26 protein-coding genes and 4 pseudogenes are annotated in these 25,650 nt (G+C 46.8%); 10 read left to right on the top strand and 20 right to left on the bottom strand.

The genetic code is table 11. The features are described from left to right. Nucleotides 1-757: 757 nt before the first annotated feature. From VZ94_RS15760 to VZ94_RS15695, 19 genes and pseudogenes are all read right to left on the bottom strand, one after another. Nucleotides 758-1,063 (bottom strand): type II toxin-antitoxin system VapC family toxin, encoded by a 306-nt coding sequence (locus VZ94_RS15760; protein ID WP_204369170.1) that lies wholly within the window; start codon nucleotides 1,061-1,063, stop codon nucleotides 758-760. Then, nucleotides 1,063-1,248, bottom strand: coding sequence for an AbrB/MazE/SpoVT family DNA-binding domain-containing protein (locus VZ94_RS15755; RefSeq protein ID WP_045779957.1), 186 nt, complete (start codon nucleotides 1,246-1,248; stop codon nucleotides 1,063-1,065). The genes VZ94_RS15760 and VZ94_RS15755 overlap by 1 nt, the downstream gene beginning before the upstream one ends. A 364-nt stretch (nucleotides 1,249-1,612) precedes the next feature. Next, nucleotides 1,613-2,470: a hypothetical protein gene (locus tag VZ94_RS15750; RefSeq protein WP_045779956.1), complete on the bottom strand. Its 858-nt coding sequence runs from the start codon at nucleotides 2,468-2,470 to the stop codon at nucleotides 1,613-1,615. Nucleotides 2,471-2,581: 111 nt separating this feature from the next. Further along, nucleotides 2,582-3,130: a ParB N-terminal domain-containing protein gene (locus tag VZ94_RS23410; protein WP_052700629.1), complete on the bottom strand. Its 549-nt coding sequence runs from the start codon at nucleotides 3,128-3,130 to the stop codon at nucleotides 2,582-2,584. A gap of 170 nt (nucleotides 3,131-3,300) precedes the next feature. Then, a complete protein-coding gene (locus VZ94_RS23405) occupies nucleotides 3,301-3,585 on the bottom strand; it encodes a DNA sulfur modification protein DndB (RefSeq protein WP_157844957.1) in 285 nt (94 codons plus the stop codon). 209 nt (nucleotides 3,586-3,794) lie between these two features. Further along, nucleotides 3,795-4,091, bottom strand: coding sequence for a type II toxin-antitoxin system RelE family toxin (locus VZ94_RS15740; protein WP_045779955.1), 297 nt, complete (start codon nucleotides 4,089-4,091; stop codon nucleotides 3,795-3,797). Beyond that, nucleotides 4,081-4,329: a type II toxin-antitoxin system Phd/YefM family antitoxin gene (locus tag VZ94_RS15735; RefSeq protein WP_045779954.1), complete on the bottom strand. Its 249-nt coding sequence runs from the start codon at nucleotides 4,327-4,329 to the stop codon at nucleotides 4,081-4,083. Before VZ94_RS15735 ends, VZ94_RS15740 begins: the two co-directional genes overlap by 11 nt. Nucleotides 4,330-4,415: 86 nt before the next feature. After that, a complete protein-coding gene (locus VZ94_RS26085; protein ID WP_157844956.1) occupies nucleotides 4,416-4,559 on the bottom strand; it encodes a hypothetical protein in 144 nt (47 codons plus the stop codon). Continuing rightward, complete coding sequence (locus VZ94_RS24625) at nucleotides 4,537-4,986, bottom strand: DUF5682 family protein (protein ID WP_131655592.1); 450 nt, start codon at nucleotides 4,984-4,986, stop codon at nucleotides 4,537-4,539. The genes VZ94_RS26085 and VZ94_RS24625 overlap by 23 nt, the downstream gene beginning before the upstream one ends. A 34-nt stretch (nucleotides 4,987-5,020) precedes the next feature. Beyond that, nucleotides 5,021-5,643: pseudogene (locus VZ94_RS24620) on the bottom strand (DUF5682 family protein); the annotation flags it as partial. Beyond that, nucleotides 5,573-6,683 (bottom strand): annotated as a pseudogene (locus VZ94_RS30970) (DUF5682 family protein). The pseudogenes VZ94_RS24620 and VZ94_RS30970, both read right to left, overlap by 71 nt. Nucleotides 6,684-6,686: 3 nt before the next feature. Beyond that, the gene (locus VZ94_RS15725) at nucleotides 6,687-7,574 is read right to left on the bottom strand and encodes an ATP-binding protein (RefSeq protein WP_239649996.1); all 888 of its coding nucleotides are present in this window, start codon (nucleotides 7,572-7,574) and stop codon (nucleotides 6,687-6,689) included. Then, on the bottom strand, nucleotides 7,574-7,765 hold the full coding sequence (locus VZ94_RS29390) for a hypothetical protein (protein WP_239649995.1): 192 nt from the start codon (nucleotides 7,763-7,765) through the stop codon (nucleotides 7,574-7,576). The genes VZ94_RS15725 and VZ94_RS29390 overlap by 1 nt, the downstream gene beginning before the upstream one ends. Then, nucleotides 7,762-9,273: a DUF5691 domain-containing protein gene (locus tag VZ94_RS15720; RefSeq protein ID WP_045779953.1), complete on the bottom strand. Its 1,512-nt coding sequence runs from the start codon at nucleotides 9,271-9,273 to the stop codon at nucleotides 7,762-7,764. The genes VZ94_RS29390 and VZ94_RS15720 overlap by 4 nt, the downstream gene beginning before the upstream one ends. Further along, nucleotides 9,270-10,592 carry an SWIM zinc finger family protein gene (locus VZ94_RS15715; protein WP_045779961.1) on the bottom strand — a complete coding sequence of 441 codons (1,323 nt, stop codon included), beginning with the start codon at nucleotides 10,590-10,592 and terminating at the stop codon, nucleotides 9,270-9,272. Before VZ94_RS15715 ends, VZ94_RS15720 begins: the two co-directional genes overlap by 4 nt. Nucleotides 10,593-10,687: 95 nt before the next feature. Next, a complete protein-coding gene (locus VZ94_RS15710; RefSeq protein ID WP_045779952.1) occupies nucleotides 10,688-11,311 on the bottom strand; it encodes a class I SAM-dependent methyltransferase in 624 nt (207 codons plus the stop codon). Nucleotides 11,312-11,687: 376 nt separating this feature from the next. Further along, the gene (locus tag VZ94_RS23400) at nucleotides 11,688-13,559 is read right to left on the bottom strand and encodes a sensor domain-containing diguanylate cyclase (RefSeq protein WP_082081741.1); all 1,872 of its coding nucleotides are present in this window, start codon (nucleotides 13,557-13,559) and stop codon (nucleotides 11,688-11,690) included. After that, the gene (locus VZ94_RS15700; RefSeq protein ID WP_045779951.1) at nucleotides 13,493-14,482 is read right to left on the bottom strand and encodes a PAS domain-containing protein; all 990 of its coding nucleotides are present in this window, start codon (nucleotides 14,480-14,482) and stop codon (nucleotides 13,493-13,495) included. The genes VZ94_RS23400 and VZ94_RS15700 overlap by 67 nt, the downstream gene beginning before the upstream one ends. Further along, nucleotides 14,472-15,578 carry a PocR ligand-binding domain-containing protein gene (locus VZ94_RS15695; protein ID WP_052700625.1) on the bottom strand — a complete coding sequence of 369 codons (1,107 nt, stop codon included), beginning with the start codon at nucleotides 15,576-15,578 and terminating at the stop codon, nucleotides 14,472-14,474. The genes VZ94_RS15700 and VZ94_RS15695 overlap by 11 nt, the downstream gene beginning before the upstream one ends. 404 nt (nucleotides 15,579-15,982) lie before the next feature. On the opposite strand from VZ94_RS15695, the gene ispD reads away from it, so the two are divergent. From ispD to VZ94_RS32285, 10 genes and pseudogenes are all read left to right on the top strand, one after another. Next, on the top strand, nucleotides 15,983-16,690 hold the full coding sequence (gene ispD / locus VZ94_RS15690) for a 2-C-methyl-D-erythritol 4-phosphate cytidylyltransferase (RefSeq protein ID WP_045779958.1): 708 nt from the start codon (nucleotides 15,983-15,985) through the stop codon (nucleotides 16,688-16,690). Further along, a complete protein-coding gene (gene ispF, locus VZ94_RS15685) occupies nucleotides 16,678-17,160 on the top strand; it encodes a 2-C-methyl-D-erythritol 2,4-cyclodiphosphate synthase (protein WP_045779950.1) in 483 nt (160 codons plus the stop codon). Before ispD ends, ispF begins: the two co-directional genes overlap by 13 nt. Continuing rightward, the gene (gene truD / locus VZ94_RS15680) at nucleotides 17,150-18,178 is read left to right on the top strand and encodes a tRNA pseudouridine(13) synthase TruD (RefSeq protein WP_045779949.1); all 1,029 of its coding nucleotides are present in this window, start codon (nucleotides 17,150-17,152) and stop codon (nucleotides 18,176-18,178) included. Before ispF ends, truD begins: the two co-directional genes overlap by 11 nt. 2 nt (nucleotides 18,179-18,180) lie before the next feature. After that, nucleotides 18,181-19,828 (top strand): annotated as a pseudogene (locus VZ94_RS15675) (NAD+ synthase). A gap of 187 nt (nucleotides 19,829-20,015) precedes the next feature. After that, nucleotides 20,016-21,727: pseudogene (locus VZ94_RS15670) on the top strand (type I secretion system permease/ATPase). Between the two features lie 4 nt (nucleotides 21,728-21,731). Continuing rightward, on the top strand, nucleotides 21,732-21,905 hold the full coding sequence (locus VZ94_RS27125) for a hypothetical protein (protein WP_204369169.1): 174 nt from the start codon (nucleotides 21,732-21,734) through the stop codon (nucleotides 21,903-21,905). Further along, complete coding sequence (locus VZ94_RS15665; RefSeq protein WP_204369168.1) at nucleotides 21,853-23,076, top strand: HlyD family type I secretion periplasmic adaptor subunit; 1,224 nt, start codon at nucleotides 21,853-21,855, stop codon at nucleotides 23,074-23,076. Before VZ94_RS27125 ends, VZ94_RS15665 begins: the two co-directional genes overlap by 53 nt. Before the next feature lie 2 nt (nucleotides 23,077-23,078). Continuing rightward, nucleotides 23,079-24,431 carry a TolC family outer membrane protein gene (locus VZ94_RS15660; RefSeq protein ID WP_045779948.1) on the top strand — a complete coding sequence of 451 codons (1,353 nt, stop codon included), beginning with the start codon at nucleotides 23,079-23,081 and terminating at the stop codon, nucleotides 24,429-24,431. A 4-nt stretch (nucleotides 24,432-24,435) separates the two neighbouring features. Further along, a complete protein-coding gene (locus tag VZ94_RS32290) occupies nucleotides 24,436-24,732 on the top strand; it encodes an alcohol dehydrogenase catalytic domain-containing protein (protein ID WP_338040449.1) in 297 nt (98 codons plus the stop codon). Nucleotides 24,733-24,836: 104 nt separating this feature from the next. Then, nucleotides 24,837-25,430 (top strand): zinc-binding dehydrogenase, encoded by a 594-nt coding sequence (locus VZ94_RS32285; protein WP_338040448.1) that lies wholly within the window; start codon nucleotides 24,837-24,839, stop codon nucleotides 25,428-25,430. 16 nt (nucleotides 25,431-25,446) lie between these two features. Here the strand turns inward: VZ94_RS32285 and VZ94_RS27120 are convergent. Beyond that, on the bottom strand, nucleotides 25,447-25,650 hold a 204-nt coding region (locus tag VZ94_RS27120), incomplete at its 5' end, for a hypothetical protein (RefSeq protein ID WP_204369167.1).

Genomic DNA, 25,650 nt, shown 5'->3' with positions numbered 1-25,650 from the left:
TTTGAAGTCAACAGTCATTCAAGTGGATTCAAACCCTGTGAAAATAGCAAAAAAAATGCCAAATAGTTAGATTGTTATACTTCAAACGGCCAGGTTTTTGGTTTTTAGGTAGCGAAAACTTGACCGTGCAAGGTATAGAAGGAGTTAACGTGTGCGGGGAGAGTATTGAAGAGGAGAATTTACCATTATCGACATAACAGGTAGGCAGGGCGGACATCTTGGCCATATAGTTACTAGGCAACTGCTTATAGGATGCGATACATGAGTGAACCCCTAAGCCTAGCAAGCAATAACGCTGTAAAAATTAATCAAACTGCGTCATTTCACTTAGTAAAGTCAAAGTTTTCTATCTTAATTTATTGAAAGTAATGTATTAATTAATAACCACAGCAAATGCCCTATAAATTTGCGGGATATAACACAGTCTAATTTTATTAAGCATGAGTGATTGGAGTGGCAAAACTGGCTTTGCAAGTTATCCAATTGGATGTCTTCTTTGCTTGAGTCCACTGGGTTATCGCCACCCAGCAATAAACGCCAACGTCTTTGGCGGGTCAGTTGTGCTTTGTTGAGTTCGGTTATGGCAATGAACGGATTAATTAAAAATAAGTATTAGCAAAAGCAAGCATTTGCCTGGGTGGTTTATCGTTTAACCCAATTTTCAAACTTAAGATCGTCAACTCGTTGAAATTCCCTTACGTTATCGGTGACTAAGATTGCACCAACAGAAATACAATGGCCAGCAATTAATGTGTCATTATGTAATCGGCATACCTTGGATATCCAGTTGTTTCTTGATAAGCGCTGACGCTTCAACGGCATTTTTGTCCCATGCCAACACAGCATCCAGCCTATCCACAAATTCATTCACAATATCCGGCATTTTTAGACTGGCTTTTTTGTTGATTGCACCAAAATTCAATTCAGCGTAAGTGATGGCAGAAATGACAATCTGATGATGCGATTCAACCAACGCTTGCAATTTATCAAATAAATAATCAGGTTTATTACGGATTAAAAAGCTGCAAATATTGGTGTCCAGCATGTAAATGGGTTTTGACATTAAAAAATGTCCCTGTCCATTTGCACAACATCAGGACGGTCAATTAAAAAATCTTCATCAGCTTCCGGCAACCCCGCAAAGCTTTTCCAGCTTTTGCGTAGCGGCGTAATGATATTTGAATTACCTTTTTTACGGATTTCAACTTGGTTGATGCCGATAAATTCAAATTCTTTAGGCACTAACAAATTGATGAGAGCCTTCTGTTACTAGGTTTGTAGTTGTCATTTGTTTCACCTTTTTTGAAAAGCTTTAAAGTTAGTTGCACTTTTCTTGGTTATTAGCTTGGGCAAAGAGTTTCCAACGCAGCATTAAACCCGATTGGCAGATGTCTTCGGTGCGATTTTTAGCTTTTTGTAAATAATCGTCGGCGTTTTTTTGGTTTAAAACTTGCTGTATTTGTTGGCAGGTTTGCGGAGTGAATTAATCTAATTCGGCATCGCGTAGGTGGTAACCCGTTTCTTGGATTAAGTAACTTGATATAAAATTCATGTATGCCATGAAACTTATGTCAAGTCCTTTAGAAGTCTAGAAGTCGTTACGATATAAAATTTAGCAATTATCCAAAAAATCTAACTCAATATTATTTTTTTTTAATAAACTTTCTCTTAAATTATGAAAAGCATTATTAGGCTTGCTACTTCTCGCCCTGTATTCCTCATACAATTTATGAGTTAGTGAAAAAATATAAGAGCCATATAAGCAAGAATATTTTATATAGCTATTAATGTCATCACTTAAAGGCTTTTCATAAGAAATAATCTGTTTTGAAAATGAATTTGTATTAGTAATCAATCCATTTCTATATATTTTATTATCAATGCTTTCTACACCATATATTCCATTATAATTTACTTTGTTTCTAGTTTCGGATGGAAATGATGCTCCAATACTATTGTTTATAATACTTAAAGCATCTAAAATGGTTTTTTCATCGTTGTTTCTGCGACAGTTTCTACGAATATCATCTATCAATGTTTTTGATTTATTCCAAGCATTTTTATGAACATCAGATCCTATAAATTTTAAGTCTACAGTTACATAATCTGTCAAAATTTCAGACACTAAAAAACTATAGTTTCCAGAACTAATATTAATAGGTTGACTTCCTAACAAAGTGATTAATCTAGTTAGTTTTTGTGCTTGGCTATCATTTAAATAAACAAATCCATGATGTAATAATCTAAAGAGAGTAGTTATAGAAAAAAAGAATAGATAATATGAAGTTACATATTGCCAAGCTGGAGATAAATCAACGTTTTTATGTAAATCAACATATTGAACAACCATTCGCGTATAAAAAAGCTCTATATCACAGGTTAATGAATTAAAGAAAATGTCTTTATTTATCTTTAAACTATAGCTATTATTCTGACTACCAATAACAACCCCATCGACTTTAGAATACAAAGCGTCTTTGAAATCAAAAAACTTTAATGCTTTTTTTGGGTTTTCCGTATGGAATTAAAGGAAAAACATACTCATTTCTTAAGTGAGAAAATTGGGTATCAAAAATAATCATCAGAAAATGTCATCCGCTGAGATATTAGTTTTTTCATGTCTATTAAGCTCAGAACGCATTTCTCTAGTAAGCTTTTGTAATAAAGCTCTACTAGAACCAACATAAGCGTCATAGTCTATTCTCGAAATCGGATCTAAAACCTCCTCAATGCTTTCAACCTTTAAATTTCCATAATCTTTTAAAGTTCTATCAACAACTTCATTAAAAATATCGAAAATTGCTTTAAAAAATGTACCATTATTTATTTTTGCTCTTTGCGATTTACTTCTCCTAAACACATTTTCAACCGCTTGTAAATAATTCCTTAAACCCTTGTAAATTATTTCTACATCTTTATCTTCAAAATAGCTATTTTCAAAAAGCTGATTTGTAGCACTATTAAAAGAAACTCTTGTAATTTTTCCAACTTGACTTTTAGTTGGAGACATCAAGCCTGCTAAGACACTGTTTTCGTTTAATTTGTCAAATAGTTCCTTTTGTTTTTCTTCTCTTTTAGTTTCTCTACCTGCTAGATTTTTTATATCTAATAAAAAGAGTTGTTGGCACACCTTTTTGTTTTGTATTTATATCTATAAATAAAGATACTTCATCTGAAGTCTTGAGACTATTAAATATAATGACAGGAACATCATAGTTATTTTCTGCTTTTAAAAGACCATATAACCTATGCTGTCCATCTATTACCATAAAGATATGTTTTTTATTTAAGAATGAAATTTCAAAAAGTTTCTGGGTTATATTGAAATTGTGCATAATCTTGAATGCTTAAAATTAAAGATGAAGGAATACATCCTTTATCTTTATCTAAATAACTTGCAATATCTTTAGCACGCGACACATTTAAAGAGCGTTGAAAACCTTTCTCTGAATCTTCATCTCTTCTTGAAACATAGCAAGTGTCATTTTTTAATAGGTTGCTATTTAATATAGTTGTATAAAATATATTTCCATTCTGATTACACGCAATAGCCTTTGTTCTTGTTCTTGTATTTTTTTCTTTCATAATATTCATAATATATTGTGTTATCTGTAATGATAAATTAAGTAAGGGAAGATGCTATTTTGCATAGAAAACAGTGGGGTATAAGACAAGGATAACATAAGACAAAAACGGTTCACTTTGAAAATCACTAATGGCTTGCATTTTTTGTGAATCCAAGGCCGTCTATCCAAGACGAAGCTTGGCGGCTAGCAAGGTATCTTACAAGCATTTTATTGCCGCTCATCTAACCTTGAAAGCGCAATATCATAAACCTCATTTCTATCCCGTTTGCCAACAGCAATCACCGTTACAGTAATAATTTCATCCGCGACCGAATAAACCAGACGATAGCCTTGTTGCCGCAATTTGATTTTATAAAGATTGTGTCCATCCGATAATGCGGCGGCGGGTATATGCGGATTTTCCAATCGCTCTTTGAGTTTCTTTTTAAACTGTGCTTTAACAGTATGCCCTAACTTTTCCCATTCTTTTAGTGCGGATTTTTTAAATGCCAGTTTATAAGTCATCTAAGGAAACCGCGATAGATTCTTCGTCTTGGCGTTGTTTAACGATTTCCAACAACGCCATATCATCAATCAATTCCATCATCGCTTCATAGGCTTTGGCTGGTACACAGTAAAAAGCGGGTTGGTTGCGGTTTAGCACGGCAACGGGCATACCATCGCCGCTGGCAACCACTTTCATTGGATTGGCTTTGAGTTCTGAAATACTGGCGACGGTTTCGGCAAGCATTGGGTAAGTCATAATGGCCTCTGAAAATGTAAAGACCTGATTGTAAGACGCTTAACTGGTTTTATAAAGCTGGATTTACTTACATACTCGTTCCCAAGCTAGAGCTTGGGAACCAGAAAACCCGAAGCCCCCAAAATCACATCCAGCAACGGCAAAGCCAAGGCCGCCAGTTCGTGGTCAAAACCGTCATCATCAGGCGGATTATCAGCCACTAGACTGCTATGGCGAATTTTGTCCAGCAAGCCGCGTCGCTCGCCCAGGGCAAAGGTTGAAAAAAGTGCGTCTTAGCAAGGGCGTGATGGCGTCGAATCGTTCCGGGTTCAGGCCGCAGACATAAGTGTCCAGCACGGCCAGCAAGGTTTCGTCATGCAGCAAAGCCAGGCCCGCGCCTGCCAGCAAGCCTTCGAGCCAGTCGGCGGCTTGGGTGGGGTCTTGGGCGCGGGATAAGGCCAGGCTGAGGGCGTTGGCGACCGTCTCGGGGCTGATGACGTGGGCATTGGCGAGCAAGCGGTAGGCTTTGCCCGCGATGACGGCGTGGATGCCGTCGCTGTCCGCCAGGCGCAGCAGCACTTGCCGCCATGCGTCCAGCAATTCGGCGTTGTCCAGCACTTGCAAGGCGTTGTTGACGTTTTGCCAGCGCGGTGACGAGGTGGCGGGCGTTGTCGGCATCGACTTGGCGGCAGTGGTTGTTGAGGCCGATGTTGATGCGCACCGCCAAGCTTTCCACCAAATGCTGCAAGGCGGCGTTGTCGGTGCCGCGTACATCGCCGTAACGGACGATTTGCACCAAGCCCGGCAGGGCGGCGAGCAGTTCGTCAATCTGTTGGGTGGTGGCGGCGCGGTTGTGCAGGATGTTCAATGCAAGGCGGACGGCGTTGGGCAAATCCGCCAGCAACAAGCGTTGCAAGCCTCTAAAATGACGGTCAAGCTGTCGGCTTTTTGTAGGTCGGCGATGGCAAACGCTTCGGCGGCATGGGCGATGGTTGTTCCCCAAAGATTTTTCTCTATCAGGGTCAATTCAAATTCGGGTTGCCATTGGATGCGCCAGTTTTCCTTAAACGTGCCTTTGCCGCGGCTGCCGACGTTGCGCCCCCACGACAAGCCGAGGATTTGCAAACGATACAGCAATACCGAGCGGTTGCGTCCGGCATCGGTGCGCAAATCCAGTTCGATGGTTTTTTCGACTGCTTCTTTCGCCAGCCGCACGCTTTTTAGCTGCTGGTTGAAATCTTGCTGCAAGGGCGTTTGCGGCAATTCATCCGGCACTTGCCCCAAAACGTTCGCCGACCCAAAGCCGCGCGTCCAACAGTTGCAGCGCGGTAGCATCGCCCAAGCCGAACAAGGTTTGCATAGCCTCCTGCATGTCGCTGGGGTTGGGCGGATGGCGTCCGCGTAAAATCGCCAGGTTGTCCGCCAAGCGTACCGCGTCAATAACGCTGGCGGGGGAAATATCCACGCCTTGTTCGCGTAGCAAACGCGCGGCGCGGGTGATCCAGCCGCCGCTGACGCTGTAAACAGGCGGGCTTTGTTGGCCGTGTTCCCAAAGGAAATCATACCAGCCGGGCGAGTTCACACCCGCGCCGTAACCGCTGTGGTAACTGATGCGGCTGTAGGTCCACGGTATCCATGTCGCGGCGATTTTGGTTTTGGGCAAGCCTTTCAATAACGCGTTGTCGGCTTTGGCGGCGATGTTTTCCAGCAAGGCAGGAACATGCCAGGCACCGCACACCACGGCGATTTTTGCAAAACCGTCTTTACGCGCCTTGCGGATGGCCTGGCGCATCCAGGCTTCGCGGTATTGCTCGCGTTGGCTGATGGGGCGTTCTGCGGCTATCGCCGAACGCACGGCGGACATGGCTTCGGCGATGGCGGCAAACACCTCGCCTTCGTGCGGATGCTGCTCGACCATTTGCTCCCACCATTGTTCGCCGTCATCGAAACCTGCGGTGTGGGCGAGTAAATCCAGCGGGTCTGCGGGCAGTTGCAGGCTGTCGATAGACTCGTCATCGTCCGGCGTTGCCTCCGCTTCGGCGCGTTTTTAAGGCCAGAGAATGGGCTTGCGGCAAATCGAAAAATTCCAGCGGAATGTCGGCGGCAACGGCGTATTGCAAGGTTTGCCATTCCGGCGAAAAGCGCGTGAACGGGTAAAATACCGCTTCGGCGGGGTTGTCGGTGGCATAAAACAATTGCGCGACCGGCGGCTGCAAGTTCGGGTTTTGCAGTTGCGCCATTAACGGGGCGGCTTCCGGCGGTCCTTCCAGCAGTATCTTATCGGGTGCGAAATGCGTTAGTGCCCGCAAGACGCTGTGCGCCGAGCCGGGGCCGTGGTGGCGTATGCCCAGGTAAAAAATGTTGTCGCTCAGCATGGTTTAGCTAAGTTCACGGCAAGCGCGGTACAAATCCCGCCAGTCGGCGCGTTCTTTAACGACGGTTTCCAGATATTCCCGCCAGACGATGGGGTCTTGCACGGGGTCCTTGATGACCGCGCCAATCAGGCTGGAGGCCAAATCCGCCGCGCTAAGTTCGCCATCGCCAAAATGCACCGACAAGCTGATGCCGCTGTTCATCACCGATATGGCTTCGGCGGTGCTTAACGTGCCGGAGGGTATTTTCAGCTTTTCTTTATTGTCCAGCGTCATGCCTGCGCGCAGTTCGCGGAACACCGTCACCACGCGCTGGATTTCCTTCAAGGCCGATTTTTCCAGCGGCAAGGCCATGGATTTACCCAAATCGCGTACCCTCTGTTCGACGATTTCCACTTCTTTTTCCAAGGTCGCAGGAGTCGGCAAAATGACCGTGTTGAAGCGGCGTTGCAGGGCGCTGGACAATTCGTTCACGCCTTTGTCGCGGTTGTTGGCGGTGGCGATAACATTAAAGCCTTGGCGGGCGGCAATTTCGGTGTTCAGTTCCGGGATGGGCAGATGCTTTTCCGACAATACGGTAATCAAGGTGTCCTGCACGTCGGACGGGATGCGGGTCAGTTCTTCGATACGGGCGATTTTGCCGTTTTGCATGGCGTGTAGCATCGGGCTGACCACCAGCGCGTCCATGCTGGGGCCTTTGGCCAACAGTTGCGCGTAGTTCCAGCCGTAACGGATGGCTTCTTCGCTCACGCCCGCCGTGCCTTGGATGACCAAAGTAGAATCACCGCTGACCGCCGCCGACAAATGTTCCGATACCCACGATTTGGCTGTACCCGGTACACCGTACAACAGCAAGGCGCGGTCGGTGGTAAGCGTGGCGACGGCGATTTCCATCAGGCGTTGCTCGCCGATGTATTTGGGTGAAACGACAAAGCGTTATCTAGCGTACATCCCATTAAATATTGCACCACCGCCCACGGCGATAAGGCCCAGTTGGCGGGTTTTTGCCGGGTGTCTTGGGCTTTGAGGGCCGCCAGTTCTTCGGCGTATTGATGTTCGGCGTGGCGGCGAATGACTTCAGTCATGGGCAAACTCCTGATGCAGTGCGTGACGTTGGGAAAAAAGTGTTTTGTAAAGCCAATACATGCGGGTTGTCGCTGTGTTGCAGCCGTTGATTAATCAGGGCGTAATCGGCCAGCGGCAATTTGAAAGCCAGTTGCGCCAAGCTTTGGGCGGTGTACAGGTAGCGGGCGTTGGCATCCGTTTGGCTGGCAAGCAGCGCGTCAATCAATGCGAGCGCCAAGGCCTTGGACAATTGTCCGTAGTGAGCCGCGATGCCTAACAGGAAGGCCAGGCTTTCAGCCGGGGTTAATAGTTTCAAGTGATTTATCATGAAACTTTCCATATCCGCCAGGGGCAATACCCTGCTGAATTTTTGCAACCATTCGCCGTGTTGTTTGGGTTTCAGGCTGGCCAAGCGTAGCGGCAACCACGCCGCGCAACCATGTAGCATGGCCCCGGCATCCAGACCGTTGAGCAGGACATTGGCAAATTCCGACTGCACGGCTACATCCCTGAGTTGTTTCAGCTCCACATCCAGTTGTTTGGCTAAAACCAGTGGGTCACACAGGCGCAACCATTGGTACAGCCAACCCGATTTGATGCCGATTTTTTCGTTGATGCCGGGCATGTATTCGAGCTTTTCCTGGATGCCGTGATTTTTCCAGGTTTCCGATAACTCATCGGGCAGTCTGACATGCAATTGTGCCTTGCCTAACAGCGGTTTATGGACGCTGAGCATGGCTTTGAGCGTATCCAGCAACAAGGCCGTGATGTCCGGGTCATGCAATTTAGCCAGGCATTGCGTGGCTTTTTCGCGCACGGCTTGGCTGCGGTCGGTGTGCAGGCTTTGTAAAAACGACAAAGCCTCGGCATTCAGATGGTCTGCCAAAACCTCCAGCAACGCCAGGCGGTCTTTGGCGTTTTCGCCAGGCCAAACGGTGGGCAGTTGCACCAAGGTTTGGGCAAAATCAGCTTGTAAGGCTTGCTCGAACAACGACAAGCGCGCCGGGCCGTGCGCCGCCTGCCACGCCGTATAATCGTCCGCCGCCAGACCTAGCAGATGCTCCCAATCGGGATTTTGGGCGCATAACCAGAAACCGCGTTGGCCGATGACGGCCCTGACTTGCGCGGCATCGGCGCGGTTATTGGCGCACCAAGCCAAAAATTCCGCCAAGATGTCCGGCGTGAGAATGTCGGGCTTATCCACCAATAAGGTTAGGGCTTCCTGGACCAAGCCGTGGTTTTGTTCCTGCAAATAGCGTTGTAGACGGGCTTTTAGGCTTGCCGAAATATATGCCCGGCTTTCGGCGGGGCAGATAGGGGGAAGTTCGTTAACCCTGCTTGTCGCGGTTTGCCCGACGGCGCGGTAGGCCGATACTAAAGCCAGGGCATTGAGGACTTGCCGTTCCGGGCTGAGGGCTTGCCAGTGCTGTTGGCGTTGCTGCAAGACGGCGGGCGTTAAGGGCGGCAATGGCGTACCGTGCTGGCTGCCGACAATCGCGTGTTTGAGCAGGTCTTGCCAGATTTTCATAAATTTCCCATTCTTGCGAATAACGTGGTGTAACCATCGGGATGCCAAACGCCCAAGGCTTGCAAACTGTTGCCGTCCCATTCGCCGAATACCGGCACGGGCAGGCCGCCGCTTAACGCCAATAGCGGCCACGGCGGCATTTGCCGGGTATCGACGGCGATGGCGTCGCCATTGTCGAAGCGTAAATACAAGCGCTTGTTTTGATAGCAGGGCGTGGCGGCGGGAATAATCACGGGATAGCGGTCCAGCCACGGATTGCGGATTTTCCAGTGCGGGTAATCCTGCCATGAAGGGTAATGACTAGGTACAGGCACGCTATCGTGGGCGGAATCCGTCCGACATTCGCCCAGCACGGCGCGTAGCGGGTTGGCGGACGGATAAAAATGCAGCGCGCCGTCGATGCGGTTGCCGGTTAACCATGCAATAAGGTTTTGCCGCTGGCTGGCATGGGCAAACTGCACTAATTTGGCGAAGCGCCCGCTAGCTTGGCCCAATAACCAGGTTTCCCGCGTGATCAAGGCGTTGTCTTCGCTATCGCGGCTGGCCAGCACCACCCAAGTGTCGGTAACTGGTTCGGTTTTAAGCACTTCGTCTTCACGCAACACCACGCCCAGTAATTGTTGCAGGTCGGCTTGGCTATCAAACGGCAATTGCCCGCGTTGCGGATAGGCTTGCGCTAGTAAATGCAGGCGGGCGATTTCTTCGGCAAGCGCGCTTAAGTTATCGCCTTTTTGTAATAACAACGCGCTGAGTTTTTTGATGCGCAGCGCCAGGCCCGGCAGCTTGGCGTCCACCATGCGCGCCGCCAAGTCATCCCAATAACGCAACGGTTTGGCGGGCAATTCGGAAAAACCGATGCGAACCAGGTCCTCCAGCCATAACGCCAATTCGGCGATGCCTCGGGACATGTCCGTGTCACGCTGTTGCTGGCGCTTGGCCTGGGCTTTGGCATCGACAGGTTTGTCTTTGGCTGCCGCTTTTTTCGTTTCGGCTTTGTTCTCGCGGTTGTCCAGCCACTCGGACACCCAGGCCGGTTCGGTGTCGCTTTGGCTAAAACCGGCGGTATTTTCGGCATACAACAAATACAAGGCCAAGCCGTGTTTGCACGGGAATTTACGGCTGGGGCAAGAGCATTTGAACGCATTGCCGTTCAAGTCGATACGGGTTTGATAAGGATTGGAACCGCTGCCTTTACATTCGCCCCACACCGCCCGCCCGCTAAAGCCGAGCGTCGGCCAAGTTTTGGTATTTTCCAGCGATTTAGCGGCAGAAACAGAGGCGGTGTCAGGAGCTAAGGCAAGGATTTGTTCCCGGTTCATGGCATTATTTAAGTAACCGCTCATAAGTTATTTAACACTTTTATACCTACAAGCCTTTAAAATCCAGGTTTACCTGTTAAAAGACTTTTGCACATTTACTTACGTGCTTCAATTAACTTAACAAGACCTCGACTGCGTACGTCTACATGTACGGTGGTAAACGGACATGATTGAATATGTTTTACCGTGTCGCGATTGATGTTGGCGCCAAACAAAAAACGCACCAATGTATTTAAGCGTTGCATAAGCCAGGCTAGTGCGGGATTTGAGCTTATCACATGCTCTAAAAGTATCACTTGTCCGCCTGGTTTACAGACACGATACAATTCTTTAAGGCCTTTTAACGGGTGTGGTACTGAGCAAAACACAAAACTGGCGACAACCACATCGAAGCTGTTATCAGCAAAACACAGCGATTCGACATCCATAGGATATAACTCTACCTTAGTCGATAATTTGTCTCGTTTTTGCTGAGCGTGTTTAAGCATTTCAGCACTAAAATCAATCGCGGTAATTTGCGCATAGCCTGGATAATACGCAAAGTTTTTCCCGGTACCAACGCCAACTTCCAGAATATGATAAGCATCTTTATCGACTTGTTGCCATAAGCGTTGGCGCCAGGTTTTAAAAGACAAGCCTTCCATCATCGCTGTAAGCACGTCAAAGAAAGGCGCTAGGCGGTCGTAACGCTTTTGTAGGGTTAAACGGTCTGGTTTCATAACGGTCGCGTAGTATTATGGTTAGAAAATATGCCGCATAGTAAGCAGTTAAGGGTGTTCTCAATGCAGATTATAGTCGCTGCCATTCTGTTTGATGATTTTTAGAAGTTGCTGGGGTCAGGTCTTGCATTTGACGTGACACCTTGGTTTGTTTAGCGGTTTTGTTGCAAGTTGTAAGGCCTGACCTCGTTCATGTTAGGTATTGCTGTTAAGCTTAAGCAAGTGGCCTTGTTCAATATAGCTGGCAAGAGTTAGGGTATTGACGCTAATACGATGTCATAGCCATAGCTAGTTTCAGTTGATGTCACGCGAAAGATGCGCATATTAAGGTCTTAATGAGAACTACTGCTATTCGGCGAGCAAATTGAGTATTAACCTAATAAATACACACACGGTTACGCCCTTCATTCTTCGCTCGGTATAATGCCTGGTCAGCTTGATCCAACAGAATATCGATGTTGGCGTCATTCTCACATAGTGTTGTGACTCCAAACGAAGCAGTGAAACGCAATGGCAATCCGCTGTCCAGTTTTATTTGCGTGGAGGCAATCTCTGCGCATAAGCGCTCGGCGGCTTCCTTGGCGTGTTCACTACTCGTTTCAGGTAGCAGCACGGCAAATTCCTCACCGCCAATCCTGCCGATGATGTCGACATCGCGCAACGTGGCACGGCAAAGCTCAGCCAGTTTTTTCAGAACAAGATCGCCGACCTTGTGGCCGTAGGTATCGTTGACCTGTTTGAAATGATCGACATCCAGCATCATAATAGATAATTCCCTGCCGTAGCGCAGGGTGCGAGCCAATTCGTTCTCTGCCTGACTCAAGAAGTGCCGGCGGTTTTCCAATCCGGTTAGATAATCGGAATGCGCCTGACGCTCCAATTCATCGTGTACCTGACGATTCTCGATGGCGATTGCTGCCAGATTGGTAGCAAAGGCAATGCGCTCGATATCTTGTGGTTCGGGGGTTCGAGGTTCTCGGTGATAAATGGCGAACGTACCTAACACCTTGCTGCGCGATGACAGGATGGGCTCCGACCAGCATGAACGCAGCTTTGCCGATTGAGCCAGTTCACGGATGCCGCTCCAATATTCGTCGGTCTGAATATCTTCGATCACCACACGTTGCGCCAACGCGGCCGCCGTGCCACACGAACCAATACCAACAGCGATTTCGATACCGTTAGTGGCCTCATTAAAAAACGCTGGTAAGCTAGGGGCTGCCCCTACTAGCAAATGCTTGCCTGCGGCATCCGCCAACATGATGCTGCATAGCGAAGTTTGAGCCTCGGACTCCATATAGTGGACGAGTGCGTTGAGGATGGTCGGCAGATCGTTGTCCCGCGCCACCATTTCCAGCATCGCGGCGTGTGCCAGCATTCGTTGCTCGATTCGCCTGCGTTCAGTGATGTCACGGATAACCACCTGAACGAATTCTATTTGCCCGGAGTTATCGAATTCTGGGGTAGCAATAATCAAACCGTAGAACATGCTTCCGTTCAGTGTCGCAATTTCGCTTTCACAACGGACTTCAGTGCCCGATTCCGCAACTTCCCGCACCAACTGCTCGAAATACTCGGCATCAGGTAGTCCTGGCACCTGTGTCGGGCGCTTCCCTCGCAGTTCAGTCAAACGAAAGCCTAGCGCCGCTTTGAATTTGGTATTGACATAAACAAAGCGCGCTTCGTGGTCATACCGCACCACCAAGTCGGGCAGATGCTCAGCAAGTGTGCGGAACTCTCGCTCTCGCACGGCAAGGTTCAACTCAATGCGCCGGCGCTCGGTGATGTCGGTTCCTATACTCAAGACGCCCGTAATCCGATTTTCATCGTCACGTTCCGCGACGAAGCGTATCAAGTGGCAGCGCGTTTCATTGTCCGATGTCGGAAAGGTGTATTCCATCTCACCGCTGACACCGGTTTCGGCCACGGCGCGAATGCGTCGCTCCACTTCTGCCGTGTTTGCGTCAGGGAAGCACTCCATTGGAGTCTTGCCCAAAAGTTCCTCTTTGGGTTTGCCGAAAATCCGCTCCAGCGAAGGGCTGACATAGACTCGGCGCGCATCGATTGTATAGCGCGCAATGTTATCCGGCAGATTTTCCACCAGAGTGCGCAACTCGCGCTCGCGTTTGGCAAGTGCTTGTTCTATCCGTTTGCGCTCGGTAATATTTAGCACGAAACAGGTTAACCCGATTGTCGAGCCATCCTCGCCGCGAATCGGCGCAAAGAAATTCTGCCAGTACAGACGCATAATTGCTTCGTCGCCGTAGGCATCTTCGATGACAAAGCTTCGCCACTCAGTGCGCGATCAAACCCCTGTCTGGCTTTTTCCCTATCCGGGTGAGTACCGATCACATCAAGCATGTTCATACCGACGGCAATGTCTTTCCCCCAAATCGCCTGCATCGTTGCGCGGTGTTTGTCGTTGAAGGCTAGGTAGTGGTATTCGCAATTAAGCGCGAAGACGATAACTTCCGGCGAACTTTCGAGTACGGCTTGTAATAGTCTGTCATGGTCGCGGGACTGTGCCTCGCTCAATCGTAGCGCGTCTTCCATGCGCTTACGCTCCGTGATGTCCTGTACGGCCCCCACCATGCGCACGGGTTTGCCGTTCATATCCCTGAATACCGTGCCCTGGGCATGAACTGTGCGTATACCCTTGCTGATGGATACCACGCGGTAATGGAGATCGAACCGCGTATCTTGCTCGAATGCCAATTGGATTGCCGAAAGCACTCTTTCCAGGTCATCTGGGTGCAGCCATGATTTGAAATCTTCAAAAACCGGTTCGGCGGGTCGCTTGTCCGGGGTGTAGATTTCATAAGCCATCTCCGAGCATTCGATCCGATCATCAACAACATTCCAGTCCCAACTGCCCAGCAAGGCGAGTTTCTGTGCAGCGGTCAGCATTTCCTGGCTGTAATGTAGGCTGTCCTGCAAGCGATAGAACTCAGTCATATCCCGGCCGATACCTAATACTGAAACGATGTTTCCAGCAGCATCGCGTTCTGGCGCCATTTTAATATCGTGGAGTTGCGTTATTCCGTTCTGAAATGCTGCGGGCTGCCGTGCTAACACTATTGTTTTTCCATCGGAAATAACTTGCCCAATGGCCGTTGCGATCTGTGAAAAGCGTCCGTCAGGAAATGCTTCAGGGATAGTTTTACCAATCACGTTTGAATGCTGTGGTATTCAAGGTGCGTTCACACACAGAATTGATATAGGTATAACGGGTCTCCACATCCCAGCGGGCAATGCTATCTGGTAGGTTTTCCGCCAGTGTGCGGAACTCTTGCTCGTGTTCGATGAGAGACGTTTCCAACTGCTTACGCTCGCTAATGTCAGTAAAACTCACCATTCGGCGATGACAGACCCATGCCACACGCACGATGACGGAGCGTACTGAACCATCCTTACAGGTGATGTCCGCTTCCAATTCGGGGGGCGGCTCGTTGATTTCGTGCGCTTGAGCAACTGCTCTACGCCATGGGCCAATAACCGTCTTACGGTAATTTTCATCGGGGTAGGCACGTAGATACCAAGTTTCTAAGTTCGGTAGATCATCCACGGTATAGCCGAACAGCAGTGTGAATTGACGATTCACATACTCGATGCGATCCTCATTCTCTGACCAACCCATCGCGACCGGTGAAAAATCCAGAATATCCCTGAGCTGGATATTACGCTCTGTATGGATATGGATGTCTCGTTCCAACTCAGCCTGTCTTAGCTTAGCTAAGCCACTGGCTGCCAGCATCTGTGCCATTTCAACCATGACCGCCATGAGATCATCCACTTGTTTCTTATTGACGACAGGTATGTTAGCTATAGATTCCAGATAAGCCGTTTCGTCAAACCCAAATCGCGTCGCCTGAGCGCGAAAAGAATCCATGTCTGGGGGGGAATGTAGCACTGGTCCTAGAAACAGAGTTGCCAGTTGTCGATCTTCGACGACAACGGGTGTTACATAATCCATCAATCCGTTTTGGCATAACCCACCAGCAACACCGCCATCACTCAAATCGCGTACCAGCTCCAGATTACTGTCGCGACAGCGAACAGCCGTCTTAAACTGTGTACGGTGAAACATCGAACAGGCATTTTCACCGGAGGACATCGATAACAGCTCGCCATTTGTATCTACGACACCGTTTGGAACGCCGGTCGCCTGAAAAAAACGTTCCAATAAGCGCGCGAAGGCCGGGACATCAACCAGATCGATGAACTGGTAGGTATTCTGGCCACCAGTTTTAGTGTTGTTAATACTCATGATTGAACGTCTTTAATCATTAAGTTGTAATATTTAAGTTACAAAAAGTAGTCAAGATTATGGTGTGCAGCCTGTCGATTAGCCAAGGCTACTGAGGTCACCGTATTTTTGAGTTGCTAGTGAACTGTAAGCCTTATGTATCATAGGTTTCAGACGGTAGCATGGTGACGAAGATTTTGTAAATTATTTCAGAATTAGAAAATTTCATTAAAAATTAATATCCTACATCCATACGATTGAGTTTTTTGTAGCCGCTAGCCAGTAAATGGATTATTTGAACCCACATAACATTCTTCCGTCAATGCGCAAGCCCTATCGGATTATAGTCAGAGCCATTCTGTTTGATGATTTTTAGCGATAGAGGATGCATAATGCCGGGTCTTTTTTTAGTAATCATTCAGCATATGACGCAAACAACACATTATTGGGCAGTGGTTCCAGCGGCTGGCGTGGGCAAGCGTATGCAAGCCGACCGACCTAAGCAATACTTGTTATTAGCGGGTAAACCGGTGCTTGAGCAAACCTTAATTCGCTTATTGTCAGCGAATATCTTTAGTCAGATTGCTGTCGCTATAACCCCAGGTGATCCTTATTGGCCAGAACTAGCTATTGTTAACGATACCCGGATTATTACGGCGCCAGGTGGCACAGAGCGTGCTGATTCAGTGTTATCCGGTTTAAATGCTTTAGCGGATAAAGCATCTGACCAGGATTGGGTGTTTGTGCATGATGCCGCTAGACCGTGTTTAACCGCTATGGATATTTATTTATTACGCGATGAGTTAGCTAATGAGCCTGTAGGTGGCATTTTGGCGCTGCCTTCTCATGATACGTTAAAGCAAGTTGACGCTAGGTCTATTATGCAAACTATTGACAGAAATACGATTTGGCGAGCATTAACCCCACAAATGTTTCGTTACGGCTTGTTAAAACAGGCATTAACAGAGACAGCAGGCAATCCTGCCATTACCGATGAGGCCAGCGCGCTCGAGTTATTGGGCTACACGCCTAAAATCGTTGCCGGTCGTCCCGATAATATTAAAATCACTCGCCCCGAAGATTTGGCTTTGGCGGCATTTTTCTTGGAGCAACAAGCCTTATGGTTAGAATAGGTCAAGGATATGATGTGCATCGCTTTGGGCCTGGTGAGCACATTATTTTAGGCGGGGTGACTATCCCTTATGAACAAGGCTTAGTGGCGCATTCGGATGGCGATGTTGTGTTACATGCCTTGGCGGATGCGTTATTAGGCGCTTTAGCCTTAGGCGATATTGGTAAACATTTTCCTGATACCGATGCTGCATTTAAAGGCGCTGATAGCAGGGTGTTGTTAAAACATGTTTACGGTTTAATTCAAAGCAAGGGCTTTCGTTTAGTGAATGCGGATATGACGATTATTGCGCAAGCGCCAAAAATGGCGCCCTACATCGCAGCCATGTGTAGCAATATCGCTGAGGATTTAGCCGTGGCTGAAGACTGTATTAATGTTAAAGCGACTACCACCGAAAAATTAGGTTTTGAAGGCCGTAAAGAGGGGATTGCTGTACAAGCCATTGTCTTGGTAGAACGTAATGACAGTTAATACTACCGACTGGCCTTATGTATACGGTAAGCCATCTGGTCAAGGACTGATAAAACAGCATCCCAAGGATTTTATTGTTGAGGAAATAGCTAGTTTTGAACCGTCTGGTACCGGTGAGCACCAGTTTATCTGGTTGGAAAAAGAGGGACAAAACACCGAGTTTGTTGCCAAGCAATTAGCACGTTTTGCTAATGTTAAGCCGCGCGATATTGGTTATGCGGGTTTAAAAGACCGCCATGCGTTGACACGACAATGGTTTAGCGTTTGGTTACCAGGAGCGCTGAACCAGCCAGATTGGACGCAGTGTAATATTCCTGGCGTGCGCTTTGTGCAGATTACCCGACATGCACGCAAGCTGAAAACAGGCGTGTTATCCGGCAATCGCTTTCAGCTCACTATTCGCGATTGGCAAGGTGATAAGGCTGAGACTGAGGTTAGGTTATTAGCGATTAAACAACACGGCATGGCTAATTATTTTGGCGAACAGCGTTTTGGTCATGAAGGTCAAAATATCAGTAAAGCTTTGCTGATGTTTAATGGCGCAAAAACCTCTAAAACAGATCGTAGCCTATACTTATCGGCAGTACGCGCGTTTTTGTTTAATCAAGTATTAGCGAGACGCGTGTTAGAACAAAACTGGAATCAGCCGTTACCCGGCGATTGCTTGGGGTTTGCCGATTCCCATAGTTGGTTTCGCATCGAACAACCCGATGCGACAATACAGCAACGTGTCGCTAATCATGAAGTGCATCCTACCGGTTTGTTATTTGGCAAGTCCTCGCACGTCTATTCGGGTGTTGCGCCTGAACTTGAGGCTGATGTGCTTGCACATTATCCAGAATTAACTCAAGGTTTAATCGACTGTGGTTTAGAGGCTGATAGGCGAGTATTACGTGTGAGCCTAGCGGATTTAACTTGGCAAATCGAGCCTAATGTTTTGCACCTATGCTTTAGTTTACCGCCGGGTAGTTATGCAACTGCCTTATTACGAGAACTTATCGCAACACCTAGAGCTTGAAGATGTTAAAAATTGCGTTAGCCCAAATTAATTTTGTAGTCGGCAATATTGCCGCCAATCTTGATACGATTGCGCGCGCCGCTATTTATGCGCGTGACCAGTTACATGCTGATTTAGTGGTTTTTCCTGAGTTAACCTTAATTGGCTATCCGGCAGAAGATTTATTATTACGGCAAGATTTTATTCAGGAGGCGAATCAAGCGGTTTATGAGTTAGCCGAGCGTGTGCCTGATATTGCGTTAGTTGTTGGTTATCCTGAGAGCATGGATGGCAAGCTTTATAACAGTGTTATTGTGTTGCATCACGGTGTTGTGCTGGCTAATTATCGCAAACAAGCGTTACCGAATTACGGTGTGTTCGATGAGCAACGCTATTTTTCTGCCGGTACAACCCCGTGTGTGTTTGAATTTAATAGTTGTTTTTTGGGCTTAACCGTGTGTGAAGATGTATGGCATGAGTCTATTATTAAAGCGAATCGTGACGCCGGTGCAGAACTGTTACTTACGCTAAATGCCTCGCCGTTTCATATCGGTAAAAGTCGGCAACGTGAAGACATTATCTGCAAGCACCGTACCTATGGTTTACCGATGATTTATGTCAATCAAGTCGGCGGTCAAGATGAATTAATTTTCGATGGCGCGTCGTTTTGTCAGCGATGCTCAAGGCGATATTATTTTCAGAGCGCGTGAATTTGATGAGCAAATCGCGGTTATCGATTACCAGCAACCACATTTTCGCGTACCTGCCTCAACGCCGTTATACCCAGAGCTGAGCAGTGTTTATCAGGCTTTAGTGTTGGGTATTAAAGACTATGTGCGTAAAAACGGTTTCCACGGCGCTATCTTAGGCTTATCGGGCGGTATTGATTCGGCGCTGGTGTTAGCATTGGCGGTCGACGCGTTGGGTGCAGAACAGGTCGAAGCGATTTTAATGCCGTCGCGTTATACCCAAGCCATGAGTATAGAAGACGCCATTTTTGAAGCAGAAGCGTTAGGTGTCAATCATCACACGGTGTCTATTGAGCCTGCGGTTAACGCGTTTGCCGGGATGCTAACCCCCATTTTTCAAGCTGATGCTAATCATGCCGATGATTTAAGCACTCAGCGTTTTAAAGTCGCGGCGGAAAACATCCAAGCGCGTTGCCGAGGCGTGATTTTAATGGCGTTATCAAATCGCCAGGGCAAATTATTATTGACGACCGGTAATAAAAGCGAAATGAGCGTCGGTTATGCAACGTTATACGGCGATATGGCCGGTGGGTTTGCACCGATTAAAGATGTGCCTAAATTGCTGGTTTATCAATTAGCCCATTATCGCAATAGCATAAAGCCTGTGATTCCAGAACGTGTCTTAACGCGTGCGCCATCTGCTGAATTGGCACCCGATCAAAAAGATGAAGATTCATTGCCACCGTATGACATGCTCGACCCTATCTTAGAACGCTATGTTGAACTTGATCAGTCGGCAGCGGAGATTATTGCGGCCGGTTTTAGTGCTGAACAGGTTGCGCGTGCCCTTAGCTTAGTCGATAAAAATGAGTACAAGCGCCGGCAATCGCCACCGGGAATTAAAATTACTACCCGAGCATTTGGTCGTGATAGGCGTTATCCTATTACGTCGGGTTATCAAGGGATAAAGACTATGACTTAAATAAAACAACAGCTTAGTTATCAGTTGTTACTTTTTAGACAGAATAAAATACCCAGAACGCGTCACCCGCATAGTCGGTTAATAAGACGTTAACCGGGTATTTATGGATTGCCTTAGTTTGGATGTTGTAAAATGACTGGCTTGCCAGGCCATTCGTGGCTGGTTTTAATTTACCCGGAAGTTATCTATGCGCGCACCTGTTTCAGAACTCGCTAAAACCATACGTCTTTGTCGTCACTCGTTCCAATCTGCAGCTATTTTTAGCTTGTTTATCAATTTACTGATGCTGTTTCCGTCGATTTATATGATGCAAGTCTATGATCGGGTGCTAGGCAGTAGCAGTACCTCAACACTTTTAATGCTGACCTTATTAGCCGTAGCATTGTTTGTGACACTGGGAGCATTAGAGTGGATACGCTCACAAATATTAATCCGCGTCAGTGCGCGTTTTGATGTATTGCTCAACGAAAGACTGTATAAAGTCTTATTTAGGCAATCGCTGTTAAGCGGGGGTAAAACTAGCGCGCAACCGTTAGGCGATTTATTAGTATTGCGGCAGTTTTTAACCGGTAATGGCTTATTTGCCTTTTTCGACGCGCCGTGGCTGCCGGTTTATATTGGCTTGTTGTTTTTATTCCATTTTACGTTTGGTATTGTCGCGATTATTTCAGCGGTGTTATTGATTTTATTAGCCGTTTGGAATGAACGCGCGACCCACGATGATTTAGATCAAGCCAATAAAGTATCGGTAGAAAGCTCAAATATTACTAATCGCAATCTACGCAATGCTGAAGTGGTACATGCTTTAGGCATGTTGCCGGATTTAATGTCGCGTTGGAAAGAAAAGCAGCAACGTTTAATTATGTTGCAAGCGGTCGCTAGCGAAAAAGCGGGTTTAATTACCGCGTTATCGAAAACCTATCGCTTAACCATACAATCGTTAATTTTAGGTCTTGGCGCTTGGCTAGCGATAGAAAAAGAAATTAGCCCAGGCTTAATGATTGGCGGCTCGATTTTATTAGGCAGGGCGTTAGCGCCTATCGATGTCATGATTGGAACGTGGAAGCAGTTTCTAAGTGCGCGAACGGCTTATGAGCGGTTAAATAATTTGTTAGCACAATTCCCTGCTGAAGCTGAGCGTATGCCGTTACCGACGCCACAAGGTATTCTTAAAGCAGAGCAAGCCATTGTTACGCCACCCGGTGCTAAAGTGCCGGTGCTGAAAGGTTTAAATTTTACGATAAATGCTGGTAGTTTTGTTGCACTAATAGGTGCCAGTGCGTCCGGTAAATCGACGCTGGCTAGGGCTTTGTTAGGGGTGTGGCCTACGGCGGGCGGAGCGATACGTTTAGACGGCGCTGATGTCAGCCAATTAGATCGGGGTGTTATCGGCACGCATATTGGTATTTACCGCAAGATGTGGAGTTATTTGACGGCACAATTGCCGAAAACATTGCTAGATTTGGCGAAGTCGATGCTAATAAAGTCGTTGCAGCGGCACAAGCGGCCGGTGTGCACGATATGATTTTACATTTACCGCAAGGCTATGATACTGAAATAGGCAGTACCGGCGGGATTTTATCAGCCGGACAGCGGCAACGCGTAGGCTTGGCGCGGGCTTTATATGGCAACCCGGTGTTAATCGTGCTGGATGAACCGAATTCAAATTTAGATGATGTAGGCGAACAAGCTTTGGCCGTGGCCTTATCGGGTTTAAAACAACGCGGTTGTACCGTCATTGTGATTACGCATCGCTTAGGCGTGCTAGGACTCGTTGATAGAATTATGGTGTTAGCTGAGGGCGTGTTAGTCTTAGATGGACCCCGCGATGAAGTGTTAGCTAAGCTTAATCAACAACGCCCACCTCAACCTTCTACTGCTATTGCTGCTAAAGCTTAATCACATGAATAAAACCAGCCAAACTTCGCTAAATGCTAATCCTATCGATTTAAACCGCTTTGCTGATGACACACCGATACGGCGTTTAGGTTATTTATTTGTTGTCGTCATGTTTGGTGCTTTCGGTGCCTGGTCGTTTTTTCGCTCCGCTAGGCAGCGCGGCGTTAGCACCGGGTAGCGTGACGGTTGAAGGTTATCGTAAAACCGTACAGCATTTAGAAGGGGGTATCATCAAATCTATTCTGGTGCATGACGGGGATAATGTCAGCAAGGGTCAAGTATTAGTCGAGTTAGATGATACGTCTTCGCGAGCACAATTAGAAACGTTACGCGGTCAGTTATTTTCAGCTTTAGCTAGAGAAGCACGATTAACTGCAGAACGCGATGGCAAAGCTAAAGTCACTTATCCTGAGCAGTTATTAGCGGCTGTCGATGATAACCGTGCTACTGAAGCCATGCGGGTACAAGAGCAAGCCTTTGCGGTCAGGCAGCGCTCGCGCTATGGTGAAATTGAAATCCTTAAAGAGCAACGCCAGCAATTACTGGCTAAAATCGAAGGCTTAAAAGCACAGCGCGCAAGCCGCAATAGCTTAGCCGGTTCATTTAACAAAGAGCTACGTGATTTTAGAGCCATGTTAGAGCAAGGTTATGTAGAGAAGCAAACGGTTACCGAGTTAGAACGCCGCCTAGCACAAGCTCAAGGCGATGAAGGGGATTTCACCGCGAATATCGCGACGGCACAAACGCAAATTAGCGAAATCGCGTTAAAGATTTTGCAAATTGAAAAAGAATTTCAGCGTGAAGTCGTTGATGAGTTAAGCAAAGTACAAATCGAATTATCGGAATTACAAGAAAAAACCCAATGGTTAACCGATACCGTGGCACGTACTATTGTTAAAGCACCAGAAGCCGGTATGGTCTTAGGGTTGGCGGTGCATACCATAGGCGCGGTTATTTCCCCCGGTGGCCATATTTTAGATATTGTCCCACAGCAAGAAAAACTCATTGTTGAAGCGCAAGTATCGCCTAACGATATAGACAGAGTGCATATCGGTCAAACCACAAGCATACGTTTTAGTGCGTTTAAAAGTGCAAAAACACCAAAAATCGATGGTCGGGTCGTGGCCTTATCCGCTGATAGACTCAGCGATGAGAAAAAAGAGTCTAGCTTTTATTTAGCCAGAGTCGAAGTCGAGCAAGCCGGTTTAGAGGATTTGCGCAAAAATGGCTTAATCTTATTACCCGGTATGCCGGCTGAAGTGCTGATTAATACCGGTGACCGTACTTTTTTTGAATATTTAACGCAACCGTTAACCAATATTTTTGCGCGTTCGTTGATAGAGGATTAATTATGCTAACCAAACTATTATTAGCTGTAAGTTTAGGGTTGGCGATGAATGCACACGCAAAAACCGATGATTTAATGACCTTATATGAACGTGCATTAGAAGCCTCGCCCGAATTACAAGGCAGCGAATATGCGTTAGAAATTGCTAAAGCGCGCGAAGACCAAAGTTTTGGTCGCTTACGGCCACAAATTAATGCAGTGGGCAATTATTCATTAAACCGGATTGAATATGATGAACCTGACGCATTGCGAGGACGTGACAATTCTAGCTATCCTGGTACCCGCGTCAGCATTAACTTGCAGCAAACGATTTTCGATTTACAAAATTATTTACTCGCTAAAAGTCAGCAATCGTTATCGTCACAAGGTGAAGAAGAATTATTAGCCGCTCATCAAAAGCTTATTGCGGATTTAATTGAGCGTTATATGGATGCGCTAGAAGCGACCGATAAAAGTGAAATTATCAAAGAAGAACTCAGCTCTACCGAAAAGCAGCTTGAACGCGTAAGAGCCATGCATGAGCGGCAAATGGCGATGGTGACTGACTTATACGAATTAGAGGCACGGACCGAAACCTTACGCAGCAATTTATTAGAAAGCGATAATGAGGCTAAAATCGCGCTAGAAAAATTACGCGAATTAACTGGCGATGCCGTTACCGAAATACGCCCGGCGCGTTTAGATGTGATGCAACCGCCACCCGATGGTGACATTGAGGGTTGGGTGAGACAAATTGGTCAAATTAATCCTGAGGTCATCGCGTTAAAACATGCTGTCGAAGCGGCTAAACAAAGTATTTCCGCCTATCAAGCCGGACATTTACCGACCTTGCAATTACAACTTAGCGGTATATACAGCGATACCACATTCAATAACCAAACGGCATCAACGGGTTATCAAATAGGTTCGGCTGCAATACAAGCGACAATTCCGATTTACGAAGGTGGCGTGACCAGTGCGAGGGTTCGTGAAGCCGAAGCACGGAAAAAATACAGTGAATCGCAATTAGAGCAAAAATTGCGTGAATTAGAAAAATTTACCCGCGCGGCTTATTTGGATATGGCGTCATCGTCCGCGCGCGCATTAGCTGCCGATAGACAGCTTGCAGCGAGTGAAAAATCGCGTGATGCGATGAATAAGGGCTATGAGTTAGGCGTTTCGACTATCGTTGATGTCTTAGAGGCAGAAAAACAGTTATCGGAAGCTAAGAAGCAACAACGCTTAACCCGTTATAAATATTTTAGAGCCCGTAGCGCGCTCTATCAGCAAACAGGGCGTTTAATCGGCTATGAGCTGGTGCAATTTAATCGATGGCTAATACCTATCGCGAGTAATAACGACGTCAACAAAAAATAATCTTATGAAAGCCATATTAATGACTGAAGTTGGGGCACCGGAAACACTGTCATACGCGGAAATAGCGGTACCGGAGATTACTCAAACTACCGAAATTAAAGTCCAAATTAAAGCTGCTGGCGTGAATCCTGTCGATACTAAGATACGACGCAACGGCTTGCTTTATCCATTACCGTTGCCTGCGATATTAGGTTGCGATGGGGCTGGTGTGATTACCGAGATTGGCAGTGCGGTAACTCAATTTAAACCTGGCGATCACGTTTTGGTTTTGTCATGGTGGCTTAGGTCGAGAGCCGGGTAATTATGCTGAATACAATGTATTAGATCAACGTTGGGCAGGTTTAATGCCAAACAATCTGTCTTTTGCTCAAGCAGCAGCACTACCTTTAGTATTAATAACGGCTTATGGCGGATTATTTTCAGCGTGGCGGTTTACGCGCGGGAGAAACAGTATTAATCCATGCCGGTGCCGGTGGAGTTGGTTCGGTGGCTATTCCATTAGCCAAAATAGCAGGCGCTAAAGTGATTACTACGGTGAGCAGTCAAGAAAAAGCCGATTGGGTTAAACAGTTAGGTGCTGATGCTGTTGTTTTCTATCAACAACAAGACTTAATTTCCGCTGTTAATGCGTTTACCGATGGGCAAGGTGTTGATTTAACTTTTGATACGGTAGGGCCTGATGTTTTTGCGGCGAGTATTCCGGCGACTAAGCATTTTGGCCGATTAGTGACATTATTAGACCCCGGATTAGTTAATTTAGCCGAAGCGAGAATCCGTAATTTATTAATAGGCTTTGAGTTAATGCTTACGCCTATGCTAAGAGATTTACCGACTGAACGTGATAATCACATGATGATTTTGAATCAGTGCAAAACCTATTTGGAACAAGGCTTATTACCGGCGTGCAGGATTGCAACATTGCCATTAAGTGATGCTGCTTGCGCTCATCGCACTATTGAAGCGGGACATACGCTAGGTAAATTAGTGTTAGTCAATTAAACTTAATGTGAATTCATCACAGACTACATAGTTTGACTGTTAATATCATGTTTTTCCAAGGCGAATGTGTTAATAAACGGCTACCAACTGAAGTAGGGACAGGGCATTCAGAGCGCATAACGCCAGGGATGGCGTGTAGTAGGGCAACGCAGGAGCAGTTGCCGAGGGCGCCGTAAATACATCCCTGTAGGCTTGGCGGCAGCATCCCTGCTGCCAACAC

The organism is Methylocucumis oryzae (assembly GCF_000963695.1).
Taxonomy (GTDB): Bacteria; Pseudomonadota; Gammaproteobacteria; order Methylococcales; family Methylomonadaceae; genus Methylovulum; species Methylovulum oryzae.
Note: the sequence above shows the minus strand (reverse complement) of the source record. Positions and strands in the feature narration are given on the sequence as shown.

Bases quoted from the DNA above. Each gene is read 5' to 3' on its own strand.
- VZ94_RS15740 (WP_045779955.1), bottom strand. From the start codon at position 4,091: ATGACTTATAAACTGGCATTTAAAAAATCCGCACTAAAAGAATGGGAA.
- VZ94_RS15760 (WP_204369170.1), bottom strand. From the start codon at position 1,063: ATGTCAAAACCCATTTACATGCTGGACACCAATATTTGCAGCTTTTTA.
- ispD (WP_045779958.1), top strand. From the start codon at position 15,983: ATGACGCAAACAACACATTATTGGGCAGTGGTTCCAGCGGCTGGCGTG.
- VZ94_RS23400 (WP_082081741.1), bottom strand. From the start codon at position 13,559: ATGCGTCTGTACTGGCAGAATTTCTTTGCGCCGATTCGCGGCGAGGAT.
- VZ94_RS15720 (WP_045779953.1), bottom strand. From the start codon at position 9,273: ATGAAAATCTGGCAAGACCTGCTCAAACACGCGATTGTCGGCAGCCAG.
- VZ94_RS32290 (WP_338040449.1), top strand. From the start codon at position 24,436: ATGAAAGCCATATTAATGACTGAAGTTGGGGCACCGGAAACACTGTCA.
- VZ94_RS15735 (WP_045779954.1), bottom strand. From the start codon at position 4,329: ATGACTTACCCAATGCTTGCCGAAACCGTCGCCAGTATTTCAGAACTC.
- VZ94_RS29390 (WP_239649995.1), bottom strand. From the start codon at position 7,765: ATGACTGAAGTCATTCGCCGCCACGCCGAACATCAATACGCCGAAGAA.
- VZ94_RS27125 (WP_204369169.1), top strand. From the start codon at position 21,732: ATGAATAAAACCAGCCAAACTTCGCTAAATGCTAATCCTATCGATTTA.
- truD (WP_045779949.1), top strand. From the start codon at position 17,150: ATGACAGTTAATACTACCGACTGGCCTTATGTATACGGTAAGCCATCT.
- ispF (WP_045779950.1), top strand. From the start codon at position 16,678: ATGGTTAGAATAGGTCAAGGATATGATGTGCATCGCTTTGGGCCTGGT.
- VZ94_RS23405 (WP_157844957.1), bottom strand. From the start codon at position 3,585: ATGAAAGAAAAAAATACAAGAACAAGAACAAAGGCTATTGCGTGTAAT.
- VZ94_RS32285 (WP_338040448.1), top strand. From the start codon at position 24,837: ATGGCGGATTATTTTCAGCGTGGCGGTTTACGCGCGGGAGAAACAGTA.
- VZ94_RS24625 (WP_131655592.1), bottom strand. From the start codon at position 4,986: ATGCCGACAACGCCCGCCACCTCGTCACCGCGCTGGCAAAACGTCAAC.
- VZ94_RS15660 (WP_045779948.1), top strand. From the start codon at position 23,079: ATGCTAACCAAACTATTATTAGCTGTAAGTTTAGGGTTGGCGATGAAT.
- VZ94_RS15695 (WP_052700625.1), bottom strand. From the start codon at position 15,578: ATGAGTATTAACAACACTAAAACTGGTGGCCAGAATACCTACCAGTTC.
- VZ94_RS15710 (WP_045779952.1), bottom strand. From the start codon at position 11,311: ATGAAACCAGACCGTTTAACCCTACAAAAGCGTTACGACCGCCTAGCG.
- VZ94_RS15725 (WP_239649996.1), bottom strand. From the start codon at position 7,574: ATGGAAATCGCCGTCGCCACGCTTACCACCGACCGCGCCTTGCTGTTG.
- VZ94_RS15715 (WP_045779961.1), bottom strand. From the start codon at position 10,592: ATGAACCGGGAACAAATCCTTGCCTTAGCTCCTGACACCGCCTCTGTT.